Below are 21,664 nucleotides of genomic sequence, written 5' to 3' on the forward strand. Positions count from 1 at the left end.
CTGGGGAGTCGGAGTCATGGGACTCCGGGGCGAGCGGTCGGCCGGCGGTGGGGAGTGACATGGTGATGGGGACGGCGGAGCGGCGCGAAGCGCCCGAGGAGCGCGTGGCAGCGCGCTCGACGGGACGGCAAAGGCACGGAGAGCCGGGGCGCGGGGGGTACGGGCAGCCGGATCGCGACATTCCGGTGCGCGGGCGTGGCAGGGAGTCCGCCGGTGGTGAACGACGTGCGGACCACCGGCCGTTGTGGATCGAGGAGCCCGCCCGCCGGCACCCGATGCCCGATCCGGTGCGTACGGCGGCGGTGCGGGCGGTCCTGATCATCGCGGTGACGCTGATCCAGGCGATGGTGGCCTTCCTGTGCACGATGGCCGGGTCCTGGCTGGCCTTCCCCATGGTGATCAGCAGCGTGGTGAGCACGGTGGTGGCCACCTGGGCGGTGGTCGACGTGTGGGTCACCCGCCAGGTGTGGCACCAGCGGTACGGTGTGGTCTCCGAGCCCAGCAGCACGGCCCGCGCGCTGCGCCGCGAGCGCCGGGCCCGCCGGCGCCGGGAGCGGGCCGGGCTGCGGGAGCAGGAGCGGATACCCGGCGGCGCCGGTCAGCTGTCCCACCCGTGACCCCGGTCGGCACAGCCCCGCTCGCCGCCTGACGGTCACGCCGGCTTCTTGAACATCCGGGTCGCCGTGATCTCGCTGTGCACCGCCTCTCCGGCCTGGGGCTGCTGGGGCAGTCCGGGCCGGAGGTGTTCCTCCACGCTGATGTACTTCAGGCCCGCCCTGAGGTCGGCGTCGTTCCGCAGCCGGATGACCAGCGGGAACTCGGCGAGGGCGGTCGTGTCGAACAGGCCGGTGGTGTAGAGCAGCTGGACGCCGAGGGCGTTGGACACGGCCCGCTGCAGCTCCAGCAGATACGTCGCGTTGGCGCGGCCGATGGGGTTGTCCAGGAACAGCGTGCCGGCGTGCCGGTGCTTGTCGCGGCCTCGGTCGTTGGAGCGCAGGGCGGCCATCGTGCAGTACAGGGCGATGGCGGCGGTGAGCAGCTGACCGCCCGAGAACACGTCGCCCATCTGGCCGACGGGGACGCGCTCGGCGCGCAGCACGGCATCGGGCTTGAGGATCTCGACGGCCACGCCCTTCGGCTGGAGCGCCGCCGCGACTCCGCGCAGCAGCAGGGACATGCCGTCGCGGCGCAGGTCGGAGTTCTTCTTCACGGCGGCGCGCGTGGCCTCGTCGATGACCTCGCCGAGGCGTTCGGTGAGCGTGGCCTGGTCGGGCTCTTCGAAGCGGATGCGCAGGAACTCCTGTCCGGACCACTCGCCGAGCCCCTCGGGCAGGCGGGAGAGCCGCTGGGCGGAGCGCAGCGTGGCGAGGGACGACTCGACGAGGCCGCGCAGCCGGTCCACGATCGAGTCCCGGTTGCGCTCCAGCTGCGCCAACTCGTCGGTCAGGACCCGCAGTCGGGGCGCGAAGGCGTCGGCCCACTTCTGGGCGTGCTCGGGCAGGGCGGAGGCGGGCAGCTCGCGGATCTGCTGCCGGGCCGGGGTGCGGACCTGCTCGTAGCGCGTGGAGTTGGCGTGCCGGACGAGGACGTCGCCGGCCTCGCGCACCGCGGTCTCGGCGGCGGACAGGTCGGCGGCGCAGCCGCGCAGCGAGCGGCGGGCCTCGGCCGCGGAGTGCCGGGCCTCCTCCAGACTGCCGGGGTACGGCTCGGGCTCCTCCTGCGTCTCCTCCGGGGCGTGTTCGCGCAGCAGGTCGCGGAGCATGGCGGCGATCTCGTCGAAGCCGCCGGCCGCGTCCTCGGCGGCCCGGTGCGTGTCCAGCAGTTCGGCGTGGGCCTCGCGGGCCTCGGCCAGTGCCTCGGTGCGGGCCGCGAGTTCGGCCGTGGCGGTGCGCAGCAGCACCTGGGCGTGCTCGGCGTCGCTCGGGGCGAGTTCCTCGGGCAGCTCGGTGTGCGCCTCGCCGTCCTCGGGGGCGTGCCGCTCGGCCTCGCCGCGCAGCCGGCCGAGCTGCTCGCTCGCGGTGGACATCCGGGTCTCCAGGAGCTGCACCAGCTCTTCCGCGCGCGCGGCGGCCGCCTGCCGGGAGGGCCCGTCGGAGCCGTCGGGCGACTGGAGCAGCTGCTCCGCGCGGGTGCGGACCTTGTTGCTGAGCCGGTCCAGTTCGGCGCGGGCGGCGCTCTCGTCGCTCTCCGCGCGGGCCTGCTCGGCGCGCAGGTCGGCGCCGACGCCGACCTTCTCGTACACCTGAGAGGCGGCCCGGTAGGCCTCACGCAGGGCGGGCAGGGACGCCTTGGGGGCGTCCGCGTCCTCGACCGGTACGTCGTCGGGGGCGCCCGCGATCTCGGAGCGCTCGGCGCGCAGGGCACGCGCGGTGCGGCGGGCGTCGTCGGCGGCGCGCTGGGCGGCGCGCCGGTCCTCGTCGGCGGCGCGGGCGCGGTCCAGGCAGGTCTGGGCGCGGGCCTCGGACTCGGCGGCCTCGTCGGCCAGTTCACGCAGTTTCACCTGCCAGCCGGCGCGCTCACGGAGCCGGAAGGCGAGGCCGGCGAGGGCGTCGGCGGCGCGGCGGGCCTTCTGCGCGGCCTCCTGCCGCTCGTCGCGCACGTGTACGGCCTCGGCGGCGGCTTCCTCGGCCTCCGCGCGCGCGGTGCGCGCCTCGGCCAGTTCCGCCTCGGCCTCCTCGGCGAACGCGCGGGCCTCCTGGGCGGCCCGGGCGAGTTCGGTGAGGCGTCCGGCGGGGCAGCCCGTGCGCCAGGAGGCGAGCCGTGCGGCCAGCTCGCGGTCCTTGCCGAGCCGGGCGGCCAGGGTGCGGATCTCCTCGTCGCGTTCGGTGGCCCGCGCGCGCAGCGCCTGCCGCTCCTCGTCGGCGGCATGCTCGTCGTGCATGGCCGGGTTCGGCGGCACGAGGAAGACGTCGCCGGCGGAGGCGGAGTCGGCGGGGGGCGGGGCGAGCAGGGCGGCGGCCGTGCCGACGGCGACGGTGGAGCGGGGCAGCAGGGCGGCGTCGCAGAGGGCCTCGCGGGCACGTGCGTGCGTGTCCGGGTCGGTGATGATCACGCCGTCGACCAGTTCCGGCCGGGCGGCGAGCACGCGTGCGTGGTCGGCGGGGTCGACGGACTGCGCGAGATAGCGCCAGCCGGGCAGCGCGGGGATGCCGTGCTCGCCGAGGAACTCCACGGTGGCCAGCACGTCCGGGCCGGGCGGCAGCAGTCCGCCGTCGCCGAGCGCGCCGAGGATCCGGGCGTCGTCGGCGGCCGCGGTGCGCAGCTCGAAGAGGTGCCGTTCGGCGGAGGTGACGGCGTCGTCGAGGAGTCCGCGCAGTTCGTCGGCGAAGCGGTCCAGCTCTTCCGGGGCCAGCGGGCCGTCGACGGTGCGCGGGGTGCCGTCGGAGCCGGTGCCGGCCGCTCGGTCGCGTGGGCCGCCGTCGCCGCCGCTCGGGGGGCCGTACGGCCCTGTGTCGGCGCCGGTGTCGGCCGCCGTGCCATGGCCCGCGCCGGCCCGGATGCCGGCCGTGCCGTCGGCTCCGGTACGGGGGCCCGGCACGCCGGGCCGCCCGGCGGGGGCGCCCGGCAGGCTCAGTAGTTCCGCGAGCCGCTCCTCGGCGGCGAGGGACTCGGCGAGGCGCTGTTCGGCCTCGTGGGCCCGCTCGGCCGCGGTCGCCGCGTCCGCCGCGCGGGCCGCGGTCAGTTCCGCGCGGGACTCGGCGGAGGCCGCCTCGCGCGCGTGCTCGGTGACCTTGCGGGCGGCTTCGCGGGCCGCGTCCCAGGCGGTCACCGCGGTCTTCTCAGCGTCGCTGGCGGCGAGCGCGGCGCGGGCCGGGTCGGCGTCCGGGGCGCTGTCGTCGAGCCAGCCCGCGCGGACCGCCTCGGCGGTCTCCTGCTCGACCTCGGCGAGCCGCTGGCGCAGATGCCCGGCCTCGCTGCGGGCGCGCTGGGCCTCGGTGGCGGCGGCGGTGGAGTCGCGGTAGGCGCTGTCGCCGGCCTCCTGGAGGGCGGCGGAACGCTCCTCCTCCTCGTTGGCGAGGGTCTCGGCGCTCTCGGCGGCCGCGTGCAGGGCCCGTACGAGGTCCACGGCGGCCTTGGCGCGGGCGGCGAGCGCCGGGGCGGCGTCCCGCTCGGCCTCCTGGATGGCGGCGGACACGCGCGCGACGCGGTCGGCGGCGGCGCGGTGGCGCAGCACGGCCTCGGCAGCCTGCCAGGCAGAGTGCAGGGTGCGGGCGTCGGCCAGCTCGCGCTTCTGCGCGGCGGCGGACTTCTCGGCGGCGGCGAGCGCCAACGAGGCGTGCCGGTAGGCGAGTTCTGCGGCGATCAGGGCGCTGCGCTCGCGGGCGCCCTCGGAGTGCGTGACGGCGTACGCGGCGGCCGTGACCCGCTGGGCGAGGTCGGCGGCGCGCACCCGCTCCTGCACGGCCCGCGCGGACAGCCGCCGGGCGAGGGTGCGGGTACGGCGCTCGGCGCCGGCGTGGACGTCACGCGCGCGTGAGCGGGCGTCGGCGGCCTCGACGATCCGCCCGAGCAGATCCACCGACCCGGCGGTGAACTCGCGTTCGGCGATCAGCTCGGCGCGCCGGCCGAGCTTGTTGCCGAAGCCGCTGACGAGGTCGGCGAGTCCGTCGGTGTCGCGGGTGTCGGTGACCGCGCGCAGCAGCAGGTCGGTGAAGTCGGAGTCCTTCTTGACGGCGAAGAGGCCGGCCGCCTCGCCCTCGTCGGCGTTCATCTCGCGCTGGTAGCGGAAGAGTTCGGGGTCGAGGCCGAGGTCGCCGAGGTGCTCGATCCAGCGGTCGTGGATCTCCTCCCAGTGCACCTCCAGGTGCGGGTAGGCCTTGCCGGCCTCCGTGAGGGCGTCGCGGAAGCCCTTCATGGTGCGACGCCGGCCCTGGGCGCCCGAGGCGCCCTCCACGGGCGGCCGTACGGCAGTGGACTCGGCGACCGGAAGGTTGTCCAGGCTGAGTCCGGGGCCGGGCCGGAACGAATACCAGGCCTCGGCGAACTTGCGCGGATCGTTGGAGACCTGGCGTCCGCGCCACTCGCTGACCTTGCCGACGACGACGCACTCGCCGGTCAGCACGTGCTGCCACTCCAGCGCGACGTGCCCGCAGTCGTCGGCGAGCAGGAACTTGCGCAGCACGCCGGAGCTGGCGCCGCCGAGCGTGTTGCGGTGGCCGGGCAGCATCACCGAGAAAATGAGCTTGAGCAGCACGGACTTGCCGCCGCCGTTCTCCAGGAACAGCACGCCCGCGGGTGCGGGCCGGCGCGGCGGGCCGGCCGGCTCCTCCTCGAAGAACTCCGCCTGCGTGGGCGCCGGGTCGGGCACGGGCTCGCCCACACCCCGCAGGTCAAGCACGGTGTCGGCGTAGCGCGCACCGGCGGGCCCGATGGAGTAGAGGCGGACCCGGGACAGCTCGTACATGGCGGACTCTCGTCGTAAGTCTTTGTAAGTCTTCGGAAAAATAAGGTCGTCGGGGGCTTCAGGAGTGGAACGGCAGCCCGGCGTCGGCCACCAGTTCCAGGTCCTCGGTGTTCTCGGCGGGCAGCAGGCTGGGGGTGCCGTCGGTCACCGGGACGACGCCCAGTTCGAGCAGTTCGGCCATGGCGGCGGCGCCGGCCATGTCGCGGACCTGGAGCTGGTAGCGGGCCGTGGTGCGGTAGGTGCCGCCGCTGTCGTCTCCGGTGCGCTGCAGGAAGCCGGAGTCGGTGAGGAAGGCCAGGGCCTTCGCGACGATGCCGGTCGTGGAGGCGGCCGGGCGGCGGGCGTCCTTGGTGGCGCCGGTGGCGCTGCGTCTGGCCCAGATCCGCCAGGCGGCCTCCAGGCCGGGCGCGTCGGTCGCCGGGTCGGTGTTCTCGCCCTGCTCCTCGGCCCGCTCCTCCAGGCGCCGGCAGGCCTGCCGTACGAAGGCGTCGACGCCGTTGACCGTGACGCGGCCGATGTAGGAGTCGTCGGCCAGGTCCTCCGGGCGCGGGAACGCCAGCGCGGCGGCGGCGAGATGGGCGAGCCCGTGCAGGAAGCGGTCGCCGGAGTCGGCGGCGGTGCGACGCGCGTAGTCGCCCATGCGGACGGCGAACACCGAGCCCTCGGCGGCGGTCACGGCCATCCCCGCGCGCGGGGAGACCTCCAGCACGACGAGGCCGAGCCCGGCGGCGACGGCGTCGGCGAGCCGCGCGAACGCCGGGTCGTCGCGGTACCGGCGCAGCAGCTCGGTGTACTCCTGGTCGCGTGCGGGCTGCAGCCTGGGCTGCAGCCCGAAGGCGACGAGCCGCGCCGCGTCGGCGGCGTCGGCGGGGGTGACGGCGGAGCCGGCCGGCGCGGCGGCGGGCTCGGGCTCACTCCAGTCGACGTGCTCGGTCACGGCTTCGGCTCCTTGTCGCGTTCTCGCTTGCTCACGCTGCTTCCGTCCGGTCCGCGGCCATCCCCGCCGCGTCCAGCAGCGCGGTCCCCACGATCAGGTCGGCCCCGCCGAACTCGGGATCGTCCAGCTCGGTGCCGTCGTCCACGGCGAACAGCAGCTTCTCCTCGCCCTGCCGGTAGGCGGTGCCGACGGCCGGGCTGGCCGCGTGGACCGCCAGCAGGGCCACCAGGTAGGCCAGATCGGGGTCCCCGGTCCGCCGGGCCTCGGCCAGCAGTCCGGACAGTCTGCGCGGCGCGTCGGCCGGCAGGTCCAGCAGCTCCATGGCGACGGCCAGTTGCTCCTCGCTGAACCGGCTGTCGTCCGGCGTGGCGATCAGGTCGGGCTCGGGCATCTCCGCGCCGAGGTGCTCCCGCTCGACGGGCGGCGTCAGCAGTATGTCGACGAGGTCCGCCACGCGCACGGAGGCCAGCGCACGCAGCCCCGTGCCCTGGGCGAAGAACGCGTCCGTGACCCGGATCGCCTGCTCCAGGGGCAGGGGCAGGACGGGGGCGACGAGATGGCCGTACAGGTCCATTCCGGACGTCGCCGCCGACGTCGCGAAGGCCTGCCGGTCCTGCTCGGCGCGGAACAGCGGGCCCGCCTCCAGCAGGCGCGACTGCAGCTGGGTGTGCCGGCGGATGCAGTCCTTGACGATGTCGACGAGTTCGGCGGCCCGGCGCTTGTGCTCGGGCTCCTCCGTCTCGTCGCGGGCCTTGCGGATGTTGGTGAGGATCGCGTTCTCGTGGCGGTAGCGGTCGGCGACGTGGTCGAGGGCCTCGGCGATCATGTCGGGCACGGTGTTCAGCCAGTCGACCGCGCGGACGTTGCGCCGGGTGGCCTCCAGGGCGCGGCGCAGCGTCTCGGAGTACTGCACCGTGCGATAGCGGGCCTGTTCGGCGGCGAGCTGGGCGTCGGCGAGGCGGCCGCGGCTGATCAGCACCTCCAGCTTGACCTCGGCGGCGATCTGGGCGCTGGTGACGTCGGTGTCGAGGGCGCCGACCAGGACGTTGACCGCCTCGTCCGTGGTGCGCAGGTAGACCGTGCCGCCGGGGCCGGGGACCTCTTCGATCAGCTTGAAGTCGTAGTCTCGGCGGACATACGTGCCGTCGGGCCCGAAGGTGCCGTACACCGCGCGGAAGCCGCGGTCGACGCTGCCGACGTTGATCAGGTTCTCCAGGACCCAGCGGGCCACGCGCTCGTGCTCGCCGGCCGGGCGGTGCGGGGCCTGGGCGGCGATGCGCGGGATCAACCGGGCCACGATCTGCTCGTGGTCGGCGCCGGTGTCGAAGTCCATGTTGAGCGTGACGAGGTCGATGGCGGCCAGGGCCACCTCGGCCATCCCGTACACCGAGTACTCACCGGCCAGGTTGGCCTTGCGCGCGTCGAGGTCGTGCAACGGCGCGGTGCAGGCGAGCGCGCGCAGCCGACGCGCCAGCCCCTCGTCGGCGGCCGGGCCCGGAGCCGGGCGCGGCCCCGCGCTGAGCTGGGGCGGAACGCTGTCCGTCGATGCAGGCGAAGTCACGGTGCACAGACTAGGTCCTCGGTCTGACATCGACCCAAACGCCACAGAAGCGACGGGCGTCACAGACGCTCAAGAGAGCCCGGGGCTCTCCTCGCCGACCCGTCGCCGGTAGACCTCCACCACCCGCTCCAGCGAGTCGGCGAGGTAGGTCGCCAGCAGCTCTTCCGCCGCGTGCCGGTCCCCGGCCCGGAGCACGTCGAGGATCTGGCGATTGCGGGTGAGGTACGGCTCGTGCAGCCGGCGCGGGTCGTCCACGACGTGGAAGGCGAGCCGGAGTTCGGCGAAGACGCTGCGCATCAGCTCGTCGGTGCGTTCGCTGCCGGCGAGGGCGACGAGCTCGCGGTGGAAGTGGATGTTGGCGGTGCCCAGCGCCTTCCAGTCGCTCGCGGCCGCCGCCGTCTCGCCCTCGGCGACCGCCGCGGCGAGCGCGTCCAGCGGGTACGGCGGGTCGCCGAGCCCGCGGACGACGGCGCACTCGACCAGCGTGCGCGCGCGGTAGATGTCCTCGACGTCCTCGACGGTCAGGACCCGGACGAACACGCCCCGGTTGAGCTCGTGGACCAGCAGGCGTTCGTGCGTGAGCAGCCGGAAGGCCTCGCGCAGGGTGTTGCGGGAGACCCCGAGCGCCCCGCCGATGCCGTCCTCCGACAGCCGGGTGCCGGGCGGGAAGTATCCGTCGGCGATACGGCTGCGGAGGATGTCCGACACCCGCTCCGCCGTGCTCGTACGCCCGAGGAGCGCCCGGTCGCCGGCCAGTCCCGTCAGCTGCTCTGCCATACCGGGAATTCAATCGCAGACAGCCTGAACGAGACAACATGAGTATCGTCGGATCGTGGAACGATCCACTGTCCGAGCCTCTCACCCGTCACCCGACGCCGTTCGCCATCACCCCCGCGTCCTCACGGTGGGGCGCGCTGCCGGGCACCGTGGTGCGGTGCGCGCCGGTGACGATACGGCGCCGCTGTGCCCCGTCGGCCGTGCCGTGGCTCTCCGGCAGCGCGGAGAGGGCCGCGGACACCGCCGCCGACGCGCTGAGGTCCAGCCGGGCGCTGGTCCCGCGGGCCTGGTGGCGCATCTCGTCGGCGGCGAGACGCAGCAGCTGGGGCAGCAGGTCCTGGCACCGCCGGACCACCCAGCCGGTGCCCGCGGTGGCGAGCCACAGCAGGCTCGCCGTGCGGGTCGGGGCGGGGAACTCCGGCTCGGGCGAGGGGGGTTCGCCGGTCGCCCGGCCCGCCTCGGCGAGCAGCGCGTGGAAGCGGACGGCGAGCTGCCGGTGCCCGCGCTCGCCCGGATGCAGCCGGTCCGCGCTCCACAGGGCCCGGTCGGTGATCCAGGTCCCGCCCGCCGTGTGCAGGTGGACGGCGCCGTACCGCTCGGACAGCGCGTGGACGACGGTGTTGACCGCCTGTTGCCGGCGGGCCAGCGGGCGGGCCAGGGCGCCCGGGAGACCCAGCATCGCGCCGGGGTCGGGCAGGCAGGCGGTGAGCAGGGTGGCGCCCTGCCGGGTGAGGGCGGCGTAGACCTCGTCGAGGTGGGCAGCGACCGCGCGGATGTCGAAGGTGTGCCGCAGGGTGTCGTTGACGCCGATGACCACGGAGGCCACGTCCGGGCGGAGTTCGAGGGCGGCCGGGGTCTGCCGCTCCCGCACGTCCCGGGTCTGTGCCCCGCTGACGGCGAGGTTGGTGAACTCCACCTCCCCGGCCAGCGACGGCGCCAGCAGCGCGGCCCAGCCCCGCCACCCGTCGCCGACGCGGTCGCCCACGCCCTCGGTCAGCGAGTCACCGAGGGCGACGAAACGGACGGGTCTCATGCCACGCCCTCCGGCACGGTGCGGCCGGTGACACGCAGGGGCTTGACGGGATTGAGCACCTCGGCGTCGTGGGCCGCCAGGAACGCCTCCACCGCCGTACCCCAGCCGAAGCACTCCGCACGCGCGCGTGCCGCCTCGCGGCGCTCGCACTCGCCCCGCTCCAGGAGCATGTCGACGGCGTCGGCGAAGGCCTCGCCCCGGTCGGCGGCGGTGGCGCCCGCGGACCCGATCACCTCGGGCAGCGCGGAGGACGCGCTCGCCACGACGGGCGTGCCGCACGCCATGGCCTCCAGAGCGGCCAGCCCGAAGGTCTCGGCGGGCCCGGGGGCGAGGGCGACGTCGGCGGACGCCTGGAGCGCCCCGAGCACGGCCCGGTCGGAGACATGCCCCAGGAAGGTCACCGGCAGCCCCCGCTCCCGCGCGCGCTGCTCCAGCCGGGCCCTGAGCGGTCCGTCCCCGGCGACCACGAGCACCGCCCGCCGCCCGCGTCGTATCAGCGCGTCGAGGGCGTCCAGAGCGGTGCCGGGGCGCTTCTCGACGGACAGCCGGGAACACATCACGAGCAGTGCCTCGTCCCCGCGCGCGTGCAGGGTGCGCAGGCCCGGGTCGCGCAGTGCGGGGTGGCGTTCCATCAGGTCAACACCCAGGGGGGCGCGTACGACGTTGCGCGCGCCGATGCGCACGAACTCGCGCTCAGCGAACTCCGTGGTGCACACCACCCGCGAGTAGACGTGCGCGGTACGGGTGTTGAGGGCGTCGGCGGCCTTGCGGGAGAGGTTCTCGGACAGGCCCCAGGTGCGCAGCACGCCGTCGGCGGTCTCGTGGGAGACCATCACGGCGGGCACGCGCGCGCGGCGGGCCCAGCGGCCGGTCCAGCGCAGGGTCGTGCGGTCGGAGACCTCCACCCGGTCCGGGGCCAGCTCCTCCAGGAGGGCGGCCACGCGCCGCTTGTCGGTGAGGAGGCGGTAGCCGCCGGTGCCGGGCAGCAGCGGGCCGGGCAGGGTGATGACCCGGCCCTGCTCGGTGTCCTCGTCGGTGTGCCGTTCGCCGGGCACGATCAGCACCGGGTCGTGCCCGGCCGCCTGGAAGCCCTTGCCCAGTTCACGCAGGGCGGTGCGCAGGCCGCCGGAGGCGGGGGCGACGAAGTTGGCGAGGCGGACGATGCGCAGGGACGGGCCGGTCATGCCGCCACCACCGTCCTGCGGGCCGCGAGGACGTCGTCGTAGTGACCGATGAGCTGGTCACCGACGGCGGCCCAGGTGCGGCCCTCGACCATCGTGCGGGCGGCGAGGCCGTACGCGGCCCGCCGGTCGGGGTCGGCGGCCAGGGTGCGCACGGCCTCGGTCACGGCGGCGGCGTCGCACGGCGGGACGAGCAGTCCGGTGCGCTCGTGGGCGACCAGGTCGAGCGGTCCGCCGGCGGCGGGCGCGACGACCGGGACTCCGCTGGCCATGGCCTCCTGGACGGTCTGGCAGAACGTCTCGAAGGGGCCGGTGTGCGCGAAGAGGTCCAGCGAGGCGAAGATCCGGGCGAGGTCGTGGCCGGTGCGGCGGCCGAGGAAGACGGCGCCGGGCAGGGCCTCGGTGAGGTGGGCGTGGCTCGGCCCGTCGCCGACGACCACGACCTTGACGCCCTGAAGTCCGCAGACGCCGGCGAGCAGTTCGACGTGCTTCTCGGGGGCGAGCCGGCCGACGTAGCCGACGATCAGCTCGCCGTTCGGGGCGAGTTCGCGGCGCAGTGCCTCGTCGCGATGCTCTGGCTTGAAACGTACGGTGTCCACGCCGCGTGGCCAGAGCCGGACCCGGGGCACGCCGTGTGCCTCCAGGTCGGTGAGGGCGGCGCTGGAGGGGGCCAGGGTGCGGTCGGCGGCGGCGTGCACGGAGCGGATCCGCCGCCAGGCGGCCGCCTCTCCGGCGCCCATGTACGTACGCGCGTACCCGGCGAGATCGGTCTGGTAGACGGCCAGGGCGGGGATGCCGAGCCGGGCGGCGGCGGCCATGCCACGGACGCCGAGGATGAAGGGGCTGGCGAGATGGACCAGGTCAGCGCGGTGGTCGAGCAGTGCCGCGGCGAGGCGTCGGCTGGGGAGGGCGACGCGGACCTGGGGGTAGCCGGGGAGGGGGAGGGAGGGGACACGGACGACCGGGCACGGGGCGTCCGTGTCCGGCGCGCTGCCGGGAGCTGGGGCCGGCGCGACGACGAGCGGGGAGTGACCGCGATCTACGAGGTGCCGGGCGGTCTGGAGCGCGCAGTGGGCCACGCCGTTCACATCGGGGGGAAAGGATTCGGTCACGATGACGACACGCATATGGGTGTTGTCGCCGCGCTGGACGTGGCCGCGTCAACGTCGATCTTTCCGCCCGGGGAACGTCCCATGAGCGTTGGGCTGCACACCCGAGCGGGTCAGACGGCCGTCATGGCCGCCTGACCCGCTGGTCATCCGTTGTTCACCCGGCGGGCGGTGGTCCGCCCGTTCCGTACGCGCGCGTGGGGTGGGTTACGCGCGCGTGGGGATCAATCACCGGCGGCGTCGGGGCCGAAGCGGCTGCGTACCGCCGTCTGCACCTCCGCCTCCTCGGCCGGATCGGCGGCCAGGCGGCGCAGGCGCTCCACGACGCGGGCGTCACCGGTCTCTGCGTGCCGGGCGGCGATCTCGCGGGTGGTCTCCTCGCAGTCCCACAGGCACTCGACGGCGAAGCCGGTGGCGAAGGAGGGGTCGGTGGCGGCCAGGGCGTGGGCGGCGCGGCCCCGGAGGTGGGAGGAGGCCGTCTCGCGGTAGATGTGCCGCAGCACGGGGGCCGCGCAGGCGATGCCGAGGCGGCCGGCGCCGTCGACGAGGGTCCACAGGGTGGGTGCGTCGGGGCCTTCGCCGCGTACGACCTCGCGCAGGGCGCCGAGGACCAGATCCTTGTCGCGCGCGCCGCCCCGGCAGGCGAGCATGCGCCCGGCGGCGGCGCCGAGGGGGTCGGGGCGCTGGGCCCAGCGACGGGCGCGGTCGACGGCGGCGACGCTGCGCATCCGTTCGAAGGCGTCCACGGCGGCCTCCACGACGACCGTCGTGCCGTCGGCGACCGCGGCCTCGATCAGGCCGAGGGCCTCGGGGTCGTTGCTGTCGGCGAGGTAGCGCAGTGCGGTGCAGCGGGCCGCGTCGGTGCCGGTGCGGGCGGCCTGGACGATCTCCGGCCGGTCCTCGGGGCCGGCCACGGCGACCAGACAGCGGGCGGCCGGCACATGGAGGGCGGCGCCGCGGTCCATGCCCGCTTGTGCCCACTCGAAGACGGCACGCACGCTCCAGCCGGGCCGGGGACCGGTGGGCCGCATCTGCCGCTGCCAGCGGTCGAAGCAGCCGGTCTCCTGCGCGGCACGCACACGCGTGGCGATCGATTCGCGCGGATCCTCCGCCCACAGCCGCCACGGGCGCGGCTCGAAGGCGTCCCGGACGGCGGCGGCCAGCTCGGCCTCGCCCTCGGCATCGGTGCCGAAGCGGGCCAGCACGGGCGCGGCGAGGGCGCGCAGGCCCGCGTCGTCGTCCCTGAGGGCCAGTTCGTCCAGGGCCCAGGCCCAGTTGCTGCCGTGGGCGGCGTACCGGCGCAGCAGGGCGAGCGCGTCCAGCCTGCCGTAGGAGGCGAGGTGCCCGAGCACGGCGAGGGTGAGGCCGGTGCGGGACTCGTCGGCGTCGAGAACGTCCTCGGGGCCGAAGAGGTGGGCCTCGATGGCGTCCAGTTCGCCGTTCAGGTCGAGGTAGAGGCGGGCGTAGTAGAGCGAGCGGTTCTCCACCTGCCAGTCCTGGCGGGGGTCACGGAGCACACATTGGTTCAGTGCCGCGAGCGCTTCCGCGCGGGGCGCGGTGAGCGCGTGCAGCGTGCCGTCGCCGCGGCCCCGCTGCAGCAGGCCGAGCAGCGTACCGCTCGGCGCTATGAACGGATCGAACATGGGAAACAGCCTCACATCAAGCGTCGACGCAACCGGGGAACACGCATTACCTGGCCGCGTGACACAACGTCGGAGCGCCCGCCGTCTCTTGCTTGTTGTAGACCATTTCTCTCTGCCTCTCGTCGGTGGCCCATGCGGACCGCATCACGGCCCGCGCGGTGCGGCAACAGCTGCCCAGCCATCGCGTCCGTGAATCACGTCGTCATGATGACCCGCGGTGTGAGCTGCCGCGACCGTATTTCCGGCGGCCCTTTACCGCCTCCCCCGTTTTCCTTGTCGTGCCTGGTCAGGACATGTGCATCAGTGTGCGCCGAACAGTTCCAGGAGGTCGTTCTTGCCGAACATCCGGGCGGTGTCGACGGCCGAGGGCGTGCCTGCGGCGGGGTCGGCGCCGCCTTCCAGGAGCGCCTTGATGACGTCGGTCTCGCCCTTGAAGACCGCCCCCGCGAGCGGAGTCTGGCCTCGGTCGTTGACGTGGTCCGCGGCGGCGCCGCGGGTGAGCAGTGCGCGCACCGTGCCGGCGTGGCCGTGGTAAGCGGCGAGCATCACCAGGGAGTCGCCGCGGTCGTTGGTGAGATTGGCCGGAACACCCGCGTCGACGTACGCCACGAGCGCCTCGGTCTGCCCCTGCCGGGCCAGATCGAAGATCTTGGTCGCCAGCTCCACGACCTCGGGGTCGGGGGCTTCACTCATCGGCCGGACCGCCTCTCCTGGAAATTTCGGGGACTGCAGGGAGCGTACGGCAGCAAGCGGAACACAGCCGTACGAGTGAATCGTCAGCGTACTGGCTCGCGCGGCACATGACCCGATGTGCCCGAGGTAAAGATCGCGTGCAGTCCCGCCCGGGACATCGACCCTGGTCAACCCGGCCGAACCCGCCGCCGTTCGGGGGAAATCACCCAGATTTCACCCAATTGCACCTTTTATCGTATGGATACATCCTGTGATCCTGGAAGAACTCATGGTGACTGTCCCCTCTCGACACCAGGAGGTCTCAAATGATCCTCTCCATGTCCGGCGTCATGATTCTCGGCGTCATCGTCTTCCTGTTCTTCCGCAAGGACGGACTCAAGGGCTCGCATGCCACGGTCACAGCCCTGTTCGGCTTCTACCTCGCCAGCACAGGCATCGCCCCGAGCATCAAGGCCGGCGGCGAGAGCCTGGCGAGCCTCCTCGGCGGCATCAAGTTCTGACCCAGCCCGTCCCGCCCGCACGCACCGTCAGGAGACAGCAGTGGCCCGGCGCCCTCTCCCCCGCATTCTGAGCAAAGACAGCGCCCAGATCGCCCGGACGCAGATCGCCCGGAGCCGGGAGCTGGCCCGGACGGCGGCCGACAGTGCCACCGATGTCCTCCACCCGCTGATCACCGTCACGCGCGGCATGCGCCGGCTGGCCTCGGCCGGGCGGCGCAGGTGGGCGGACACCCCCAAGGACAAGCGTGGGCCGCTGCTGTTCCTGGTGGCCTCCGTGGTCCTGGTCGTGGCGCTGATGCCGTACGGCCCGCTGCTCGCCGTCATCACCGTGATGGCGACGGCGGCCTGGCACGGCCGCGACCGCGCCGAGCCGGTCCCCGAGGGGCCGGACGAGTCCCAGATCGAACGGCTCCGGTCCCTCTACGAGGCGCTGGTGCCGTACTTCTCCAGCCCCGAGGACCCGGCGCCGCTGTACGCGCACGGCGGGGAGTGGGAGAAGGCCTTCACGGCGAGCGAGTTCGACGACGACGGACGCGTCGCCCATCTCGCGATCCGCTACCCCGCCTACTTCCCGGACGGCGAGCCCGAGGCCCGCGCTCGGATCGAGCAGCTGCTCACCGCGAAGGCCGGGCGGGGCCGCGAGTATCACTTCGCGTGGGACGAGGAGGGCAACCGGCTCACCGTCACCGTCCTCGCCCCGCTGCCCACCGACATCGCCGCCCAGCACTTCGTGACCGCGCCGGGCGAGACCGTGCTCGGTTTCACCGATCCCAGTGAGGTCCAGCGGACGCTGCCCCTCGCCTACGGAGAGGAGCAGATCGACGTGCCGCCGGTCGTCTGGCGCACCGGCATGCGCTCCACCGAACCGCATCTGCTGGCCCTGGGCCAGCCCGGCAGCGGTACGTCGACCCTGCTGCGCTCCCTCGCCCTGCAGGCCCTGCGGTACGGCGACGTCCTGATCGTCGACGGCGGCGGCACCGGCGAGTACGCGTGCCTGACCGGCCGCGACGGCGTCCTGGCCGTGGAGTGCGCGCTCCCCGGCGCGCTGGCGAGCCTGGAGTGGGCCACCCAGGAGACCGAGCGCCGGCTCATCGCGATCAACGTCTCCCGGCAGGCGGGAGACCCGCCGCCGGCGGACTCCAGACGGCCGCTCTGGATCCTCCTCGACCGCCCGTCCGTCTTCGCGCACCTCGCGGCCTCGGAGGGCCGCCAGGACCCGCAGACCCTGCTCCAGGTGCCGCTCCGGCACGGCCGCGCGGCGAACGTGACCGTCGTCGTGGCCGAGCACTTCGACGGCGCGGAGTCACTGTGCGAAGCGGTACGCCAGCACACACGCGCGCGTGTCGTCCTCGGCACCGCCGCGCCCCGCCATGTGGAAGCGGTCCTGGGCGCCCCGCCGCACACGACACCGCTGAGCCACGTGCCACCGGGGCGCGGCTACGCCCGCCTGGGCTCCGGCCCCGTGCACCGGCTCCAGGTGCCCCGCACACCGGACCCGTACGACGACGCCACGAGCGACGCCGACCGGGCCGCTGTGCTGGACCTGCTGCCGCCCAGGTCCACGGCGGTGGAGGCGCAGCCGACGGATCTGACCAAGCCGACGGTGACTGCGGAGGCTGTGGGGGCGGAGACCTCGTAGGGCACCGTCCGCCAGGGCCGGCCGGGGGCGCGGCGCACGCCCTACGCCACAAACGTGCGCGGCGCCTCCGCTCCCCCCGTCGCCCCCGACTCCACCAGCCGAGCCGCCGCGGCGAGCCGTACCGCCGCCTCCTCCGCCACCGCTCCCCCGACGGTGAACGGCAGCCGCACATAGCCCTCGAACGCGCCGTCCACGCCGAAGCGGGGCCCGGACGGGACGCGGACGCCGGTCCGCTCGCCCGCCTCGGCGAGCCGGGAGCCGGAGAGGCCGCCCGCGCGGACCCACAGGGTCAGACCGCCCTGCGGCACCTCGAAGTCCCAGGTGGGCAGTTCGCGGCGGAGCGCGGCCACCAGCGCGTCCCGGTTCTCCCGGGCCTGGGCGCGGCGCAGTTCCACCGCCTGCTCCCAACCACCCGTGCTGAACAGCCAGTTGACGGCGAGCTGCTCCAGCACCGGCGTCCCCAGGTCGGCATACGCCCGCGCGGCGACCAGGCTGCGGATCACGTCCGGCGCCGCGCGCACCCACCCGATGCGCATGCCCGCCCAGAACGCCTTGCTGGCCGAACCCACCGTGATCACCGTGGAGCCGGCCGGGTCGAACCCGCACACCGGGCGCGGCATGCCCGGCCGGCCGATCTCGTCGTCCAGCCACAGCTCCGTCATCGTCTCGTCGGCGACGAGCACCGTACCGGCCGAGCGCGCCGCGTCCACCAGCCGGCGCCGCTGGTCCTCGTCGGCGAGCGCGCCGGTGGGGTTGTGGAAGTCGGCGACGACGTAGGCCATGCGCGGCGCGGCCTCGCGCAGCACCTGGCGCCAGCGGTCCAGGTCCCAGCCCGTGAGGCCTTCGGCCATCGCGACCGGGACCAGCCGGGCGCCCGCCTCGCGCATCAACTGGAGGATGTTGGCGTAGGACGGGGATTCCACCGCGATGCGCTCGCCGCGGCCGGCGAAGAGGTGGCAGATGGCGTCTATGGCACCCATCGCGCCGGTCGTCACCATGATCTGTTCGGGCATGGTGGGGATCCCGCGCGCGGTGTAGCGCTCGGCGATCATGGCACGCAGGGCGGGCAGTCCGGCCGGGTAGTCGCCATGCGTGTGGGCGTACGGCGGCAGTTCCTCCAGGGCACCCTGCACGGCCCGGGTCAGCCAGGGCTCGGGGGCCGGGAGCGAGGCGCAGCCGAGGTCGATGACCGAGCCGAGCGCCTCCGGGGGGAGGGGTTCGAGGCCACGGGCCGGAATCGGGTTTCCGGCGGGTACGGCGGTCCAGCTGCCGGCGCCGCGCCGGGACTCCAGGAAGCCCTCGCCGCGCAGGGCCTCGTAGGCTGCCGCGACGGTGGTGCGGCTCACGGACAGGGCGAGGGCGAGTTCGCGTTCGGCGGGGAGACGTGCGGCCACCGGCACGCGGCCTTCGAGCACCAGCAGCCGGATGCCGTCGGCCAGGGCGCGATAGGCCGGCGGGCGGCGGGTGCCGGGCCCGGCCGGGCGGTCCTGCTGGGAGTTCAGCAGCCGGGCGAGTTGCGCGGCACCCATCGCAGAGGTCCACTGCGCCATGACGATCAGTCCACCTTCCCCGAATTGGCCATGGATGGCTCTTCATCCCACGCCACAGAGTGACATGCGTCAGGCCACCGCCACCACCCAGGGGGGTATTTCATGTCCACTGCGGCCCTTTCCGCTCCGGAACGTCTCGGACGACGGCTGCTCCAGCTGTACGTGGGTCTCGCGCTCTACGGCGCGAGCGCCGCGCTGCTCGTGCGGGCAGGCCTCGGTCTGGAGCCATGGGGCGTGCTGCACCAGGGGCTCGCCAAGCTGACCGGGCTGACCATCGGGGTGGTGTCGATCGTCGTGGGCGCGGTGGTGCTGCTGCTGTGGATCCCACTGCGCCAGCGCCCGGGGCTCGGCACGGTCTCCAACGTGTTCGCCGTCGGCCTCGCCATGGACGGCACGCTCGCGCTGGTCCCGGACGCGCACTCGCTCGCCGTAGGCGTCCCGCTGCTGCTCGCGGGCATCCTGCTGAACGGCGCGGCGACCGGCCTGTACATCTCCGCGCGCTTCGGCCCCGGCCCCCGCGACGGTCTGATGACCGGGCTGCACCGGCGCACCGGCCGCTCGATCCGGCTGATGCGGACCGTCGTCGAGGTGGCGGTGGTGGCCGGCGGGTTCCTCCTGGGCGGCACCATCGGTGTCGGAACCGTGCTGTACGCCGTGTCCATCGGCCCCCTCGCCCAGCTCTTCCTGCGGGTGTTCGCCGTCCCGGCGGCATCGACCCGCAGCACGGTCGTTGCCGAAGCGACACCGGAAGGGGTGATACTGCGACCGTGACCCTCACGACACCCTCGCGGCGCCACCCGTACCTCGACCACCCGGGCCCCATACCCTTCGCCCACCGGGGCGGGGCCGCCGACGGCATCGAGAACACCGTGGCGCAGTTCCGGCGCGCGGTCGAGATGGGCTACCGGTACATCGAAACCGATGTGCACGCCACGGCGGACGGCCGGCTCGTCGCCTTCCACGACTCGACCCTGGACCGGGTCACCGACGGCGCGGGCCGGATCGCGGAGCTGCCGTGGGAGGACGTGCGGCACGCGCGTGTGGACGGCCGTGAACCGGTACCGCTGTTCGAGGAGTTGCTGGAGACCTTCCCCGAGGTCCGCTGGAACGTCGACGTCAAGGCCGAGCCCGCCCTGCGGCCCCTGCTCGACCTGATCGAGCGCACGAACGCCTATGACCGGGTCTGCGTCGGCTCCTTCTCCGAGGCGCGCGTGCTGCGCGCCCAGCGGCTGGCCGGACCGCGCCTGGCCACCTCGTTCGGCACCCGCGGAGTGCTCAGCCTGCGGCTGCGCTCATGGGGCCTGCCGGCCGCCGTGCGCCGCTCCGCCGTCGCCGCGCAGGTGCCCGAGGCCCAGTCGGGCGTGCCGGTGGTCGACCAGCGCTTCGTCCGCGCCGCCCACGCGCGCGGGCTGCACGTGCATGTGTGGACGATCAACGAACCGGCGCGCATGCACCGGCTCCTGGACCTGGGTGTCGATGGCATCATGACCGATCACATCGACACGTTGCGCAAGGTCATGGAGGACCGCGGCGTCTGGGTCTGACCGGCCCGGCGGCGGCCCGAGCCTTCGCAGGAGCACGGGGAAGCGAGGGCACGGGTGGGAATCGACACCGTGCGCACGGGGACGGCGGACGAGACCGCCGCCCTCAGGCGCGAGCAGCGCGGCTGGTACGTCTACGACTGGGCCTGCTCGGTCTATTCGACCAGCGTGCTCACCGTCTTTCTGGGGCCCTACCTCACGGCGGTCGCCGAGCGGTCCGCGGACTCGGACGGCTATGTGCATCCGCTGGGCGTCCCCGTCCGGGCGGGCTCCTTCTTCGCCTACTCGGTCTCCCTCTCGGTGATCCTCGCCGTCGTGCTGATGCCGCTCGTGGGCAGCGCGGCCGACCGTACGGGCCGTAAGAAACCCCTGCTCGCGGCCGCGGCGTACACCGGGGCTGCCGCGACCACGGGCATGTTCTTCCTCGACGGCGACCGGTATCTGCTCGGCGGGGTGCTCCTCGTCGTGGCCAACGCGGCGCAGTCCGTCGGGATGATGCTCTACAACTCCTACCTGCCGCAGATCGCCCCGCCCGAGGAGCGTGACGCGATCTCCTCGCGGGGCTGGGCCTTCGGCTACGCGGCGGGCTCCTCGGTCCTCGTCGCCAATCTGGTGCTGTATTCGGCGCACGACTCCTTCGGCCTGACCGAGACGGCCGCCGTGCGCATCTGTCTGGCCGCGGCGGGCCTGTGGTGGGGCGCGTTCACGCTCGTACCGCTGCGCAGGCTGCGCGACCGGCACGCGCGCGTGGAGCGCACCACGGCACCCGGGCTGCGGCAGCTCGCGACGACGGTCCGGGACATGCGCCGGCATCCGCTGACGCTGGCGTTCCTGCTGGCGTACCTGATCTACAACGACGGCATCCAGACGGTGATCTCCCAGGCGTCGATCTACGGCTCCCAGGAGCTGGGGCTCGGGCAGTCGACGCTGATCGCGGCGGTGCTGCTGGTGCAGGTGCTGGCCGTGGCCGGGGCGCTGGCGATGGGCTGGCTGGCGCGGACGTACGGCGCGCAGCGCACGATCCTGGGCTCGCTGGTGGCCTGGACGCTCACGCTGGCCGCCGGCTACTTCCTGCCCGCGAAGGCACCGGTGTGGTTCTTCGTGCTGGCCTCCGGGATCGGTCTGGTCCTCGGCGGCAGCCAGGCACTGTCCCGGTCGCTGTTCTCCCATCTCGTGCCGCCCGGCAAGGAGGCCGAGTACTTCTCGGCGTACGAGCTGAGCGACCGCGGGATGAGCTGGCTCGGGCCGCTGCTGTTCGGCGTGACCTATCAGCTGACCGGAAGCTACCGCTCGGCGATCATCTCGCTGGTGGCCTTCTTCGTGATCGGTTTCGCCCTGCTCGCCCGGGTTCCGGTGCGGCGGGCGATCGCGGAGGCCGGCAACCCCGTCCCGGAGAAGATCTAGTCCGGGAGATTCGGTATCGATTTAGCGTTCAAAGGGAAAGGGCGGTAGTGTACGCGTTTGGCCTGCCAGGCGTACCGTTACTGCGCGTCAAAGAAGCCGAAACGCTGGGTGACATCTGCTAGCAGATGTGACAAACCGGGCGCCGGTGGGTACAACAAGGGGCGGCTACGACGGCGACGCATGACCCGGAACGGGAATCTTTACCGCCGACCGGACGTTGACCGGATGACGACGACAGCGACACCTGTCCTGTGGGCGACAAGCCCGGGAGGCACGATTCATGAGTGAGCGAGCTCTTCGCGGTACGCGCCTCGTGGTGACCAGCTACGAGACGGACCGCGGTATCGACCTGGCCCCGCGCCAGGCCGTGGAGTACGCATGCGAGAAGGGGCACCGTTTTGAGATGCCCTTCTCGGTCGAGGCGGAGATCCCGCCGGAGTGGGAGTGCAAGGTCTGCGGGGCCCAGGCACTCCTCGTCGATGGCGACGGCCCTGAAGAGAAGAAGGCCAAGCCCGCGCGTACCCACTGGGACATGCTGATGGAGCGGCGCACCCGTGAGGAGCTCGAAGAGGTCCTTGAGGAGCGTCTGGCGGTTCTGCGTTCGGGGGCGATGAACATCGCCGTTCACCCCCGGGACAGCCGTAAGTCCGCATAGCGCTGCAGACGAGCACACCGCGGGCGCCGTACGTGAG

Annotated in this window: 17 protein-coding genes; 7 read left to right on the plus strand and 10 right to left on the minus strand. The window is 73.8% G+C overall.

Annotation, left to right across the window (positions count from 1 at the left end; translation table 11 throughout):
• Positions 1-59 precede the first annotated feature (59 nt).
• Positions 60-617, plus strand: a complete 558-nt coding sequence (locus LE548_RS35810) for a hypothetical protein (RefSeq protein WP_374116219.1) — start codon at positions 60-62, stop codon at positions 615-617.
• Positions 618-652: 35 nt separating this feature from the next.
• On the opposite strand, the gene LE548_RS35815 is transcribed toward LE548_RS35810, so the two are convergent.
• The 9 genes from LE548_RS35815 to LE548_RS35855 all read right to left on the minus strand — a co-directional run bounded on the left by LE548_RS35815 (position 653) and on the right by LE548_RS35855 (position 14,338).
• On the minus strand, positions 653-5,404 hold the full coding sequence (locus tag LE548_RS35815; protein ID WP_225101200.1) for a hypothetical protein: 4,752 nt from the start codon (positions 5,402-5,404) through the stop codon (positions 653-655).
• 58 nt (positions 5,405-5,462) lie between these two features.
• The gene (locus tag LE548_RS35820; RefSeq protein WP_225101201.1) at positions 5,463-6,341 is read right to left on the minus strand and encodes a hypothetical protein; all 879 of its coding nucleotides are present in this window, start codon (positions 6,339-6,341) and stop codon (positions 5,463-5,465) included.
• A gap of 31 nt (positions 6,342-6,372) precedes the next feature.
• On the minus strand, positions 6,373-7,902 hold the full coding sequence (locus tag LE548_RS35825; RefSeq protein ID WP_225101202.1) for a hypothetical protein: 1,530 nt from the start codon (positions 7,900-7,902) through the stop codon (positions 6,373-6,375).
• A 69-nt stretch (positions 7,903-7,971) separates the two neighbouring features.
• On the minus strand, positions 7,972-8,679 hold the full coding sequence (locus LE548_RS35830; RefSeq protein WP_225101203.1) for a GntR family transcriptional regulator: 708 nt from the start codon (positions 8,677-8,679) through the stop codon (positions 7,972-7,974).
• 88 nt (positions 8,680-8,767) lie between these two features.
• Positions 8,768-9,712, minus strand: coding sequence for an SGNH/GDSL hydrolase family protein (locus LE548_RS35835; RefSeq protein WP_225101204.1), 945 nt, complete (start codon positions 9,710-9,712; stop codon positions 8,768-8,770).
• Complete coding sequence (locus LE548_RS35840) at positions 9,709-10,896, minus strand: glycosyltransferase (RefSeq protein WP_225101205.1); 1,188 nt, start codon at positions 10,894-10,896, stop codon at positions 9,709-9,711. The genes LE548_RS35835 and LE548_RS35840 overlap by 4 nt, the downstream gene beginning before the upstream one ends.
• On the minus strand, positions 10,893-12,020 hold the full coding sequence (locus LE548_RS35845) for a glycosyltransferase family 1 protein (RefSeq protein ID WP_225101206.1): 1,128 nt from the start codon (positions 12,018-12,020) through the stop codon (positions 10,893-10,895). The genes LE548_RS35840 and LE548_RS35845 overlap by 4 nt, the downstream gene beginning before the upstream one ends.
• 206 nt (positions 12,021-12,226) lie before the next feature.
• A complete protein-coding gene (locus LE548_RS35850) occupies positions 12,227-13,645 on the minus strand; it encodes a HEAT repeat domain-containing protein (protein WP_225101207.1) in 1,419 nt (472 codons plus the stop codon).
• A gap of 300 nt (positions 13,646-13,945) precedes the next feature.
• The gene (locus tag LE548_RS35855) at positions 13,946-14,338 is read right to left on the minus strand and encodes an ankyrin repeat domain-containing protein (RefSeq protein WP_225101208.1); all 393 of its coding nucleotides are present in this window, start codon (positions 14,336-14,338) and stop codon (positions 13,946-13,948) included.
• Positions 14,339-14,643: 305 nt separating this feature from the next.
• Between LE548_RS35855 and LE548_RS35860 the strand changes: the two genes are divergently transcribed.
• The gene (locus tag LE548_RS35860; protein WP_225101209.1) at positions 14,644-14,838 is read left to right on the plus strand and encodes a hypothetical protein; all 195 of its coding nucleotides are present in this window, start codon (positions 14,644-14,646) and stop codon (positions 14,836-14,838) included.
• A gap of 40 nt (positions 14,839-14,878) precedes the next feature.
• Positions 14,879-16,477, plus strand: a complete 1,599-nt coding sequence (locus tag LE548_RS35865) for a hypothetical protein (protein ID WP_225101210.1) — start codon at positions 14,879-14,881, stop codon at positions 16,475-16,477.
• Positions 16,478-16,518: 41 nt separating this feature from the next.
• Here LE548_RS35865 and LE548_RS35870 read toward each other — a convergent pair whose 3' ends face one another.
• Positions 16,519-18,027, minus strand: a complete 1,509-nt coding sequence (locus tag LE548_RS35870; protein WP_225101211.1) for a PLP-dependent aminotransferase family protein — start codon at positions 18,025-18,027, stop codon at positions 16,519-16,521.
• Between the two features lie 102 nt (positions 18,028-18,129).
• On the opposite strand from LE548_RS35870, the gene LE548_RS35875 reads away from it, so the two are divergent.
• From LE548_RS35875 to LE548_RS35890, 4 genes are all read left to right on the plus strand, one after another.
• Positions 18,130-18,798: a YitT family protein gene (locus LE548_RS35875; protein WP_225101212.1), complete on the plus strand. Its 669-nt coding sequence runs from the start codon at positions 18,130-18,132 to the stop codon at positions 18,796-18,798.
• Entirely contained in the window at positions 18,795-19,571 is a 777-nt protein-coding gene (locus LE548_RS35880) for a glycerophosphodiester phosphodiesterase (protein ID WP_225101213.1), read from the plus strand. The genes LE548_RS35875 and LE548_RS35880 overlap by 4 nt, the downstream gene beginning before the upstream one ends.
• A 54-nt stretch (positions 19,572-19,625) precedes the next feature.
• On the plus strand, positions 19,626-20,972 hold the full coding sequence (locus LE548_RS35885) for an MFS transporter (protein WP_225101214.1): 1,347 nt from the start codon (positions 19,626-19,628) through the stop codon (positions 20,970-20,972).
• 280 nt (positions 20,973-21,252) lie between these two features.
• On the plus strand, positions 21,253-21,627 hold the full coding sequence (locus LE548_RS35890) for an RNA polymerase-binding protein RbpA (RefSeq protein WP_003977404.1): 375 nt from the start codon (positions 21,253-21,255) through the stop codon (positions 21,625-21,627).
• Positions 21,628-21,664 lie beyond the last annotated feature (37 nt).

This window comes from Streptomyces sp. CoH27, from assembly GCF_020181035.1.
GTDB lineage: Bacteria > Actinomycetota > Actinomycetes > Streptomycetales > Streptomycetaceae > Streptomyces > Streptomyces camelliae.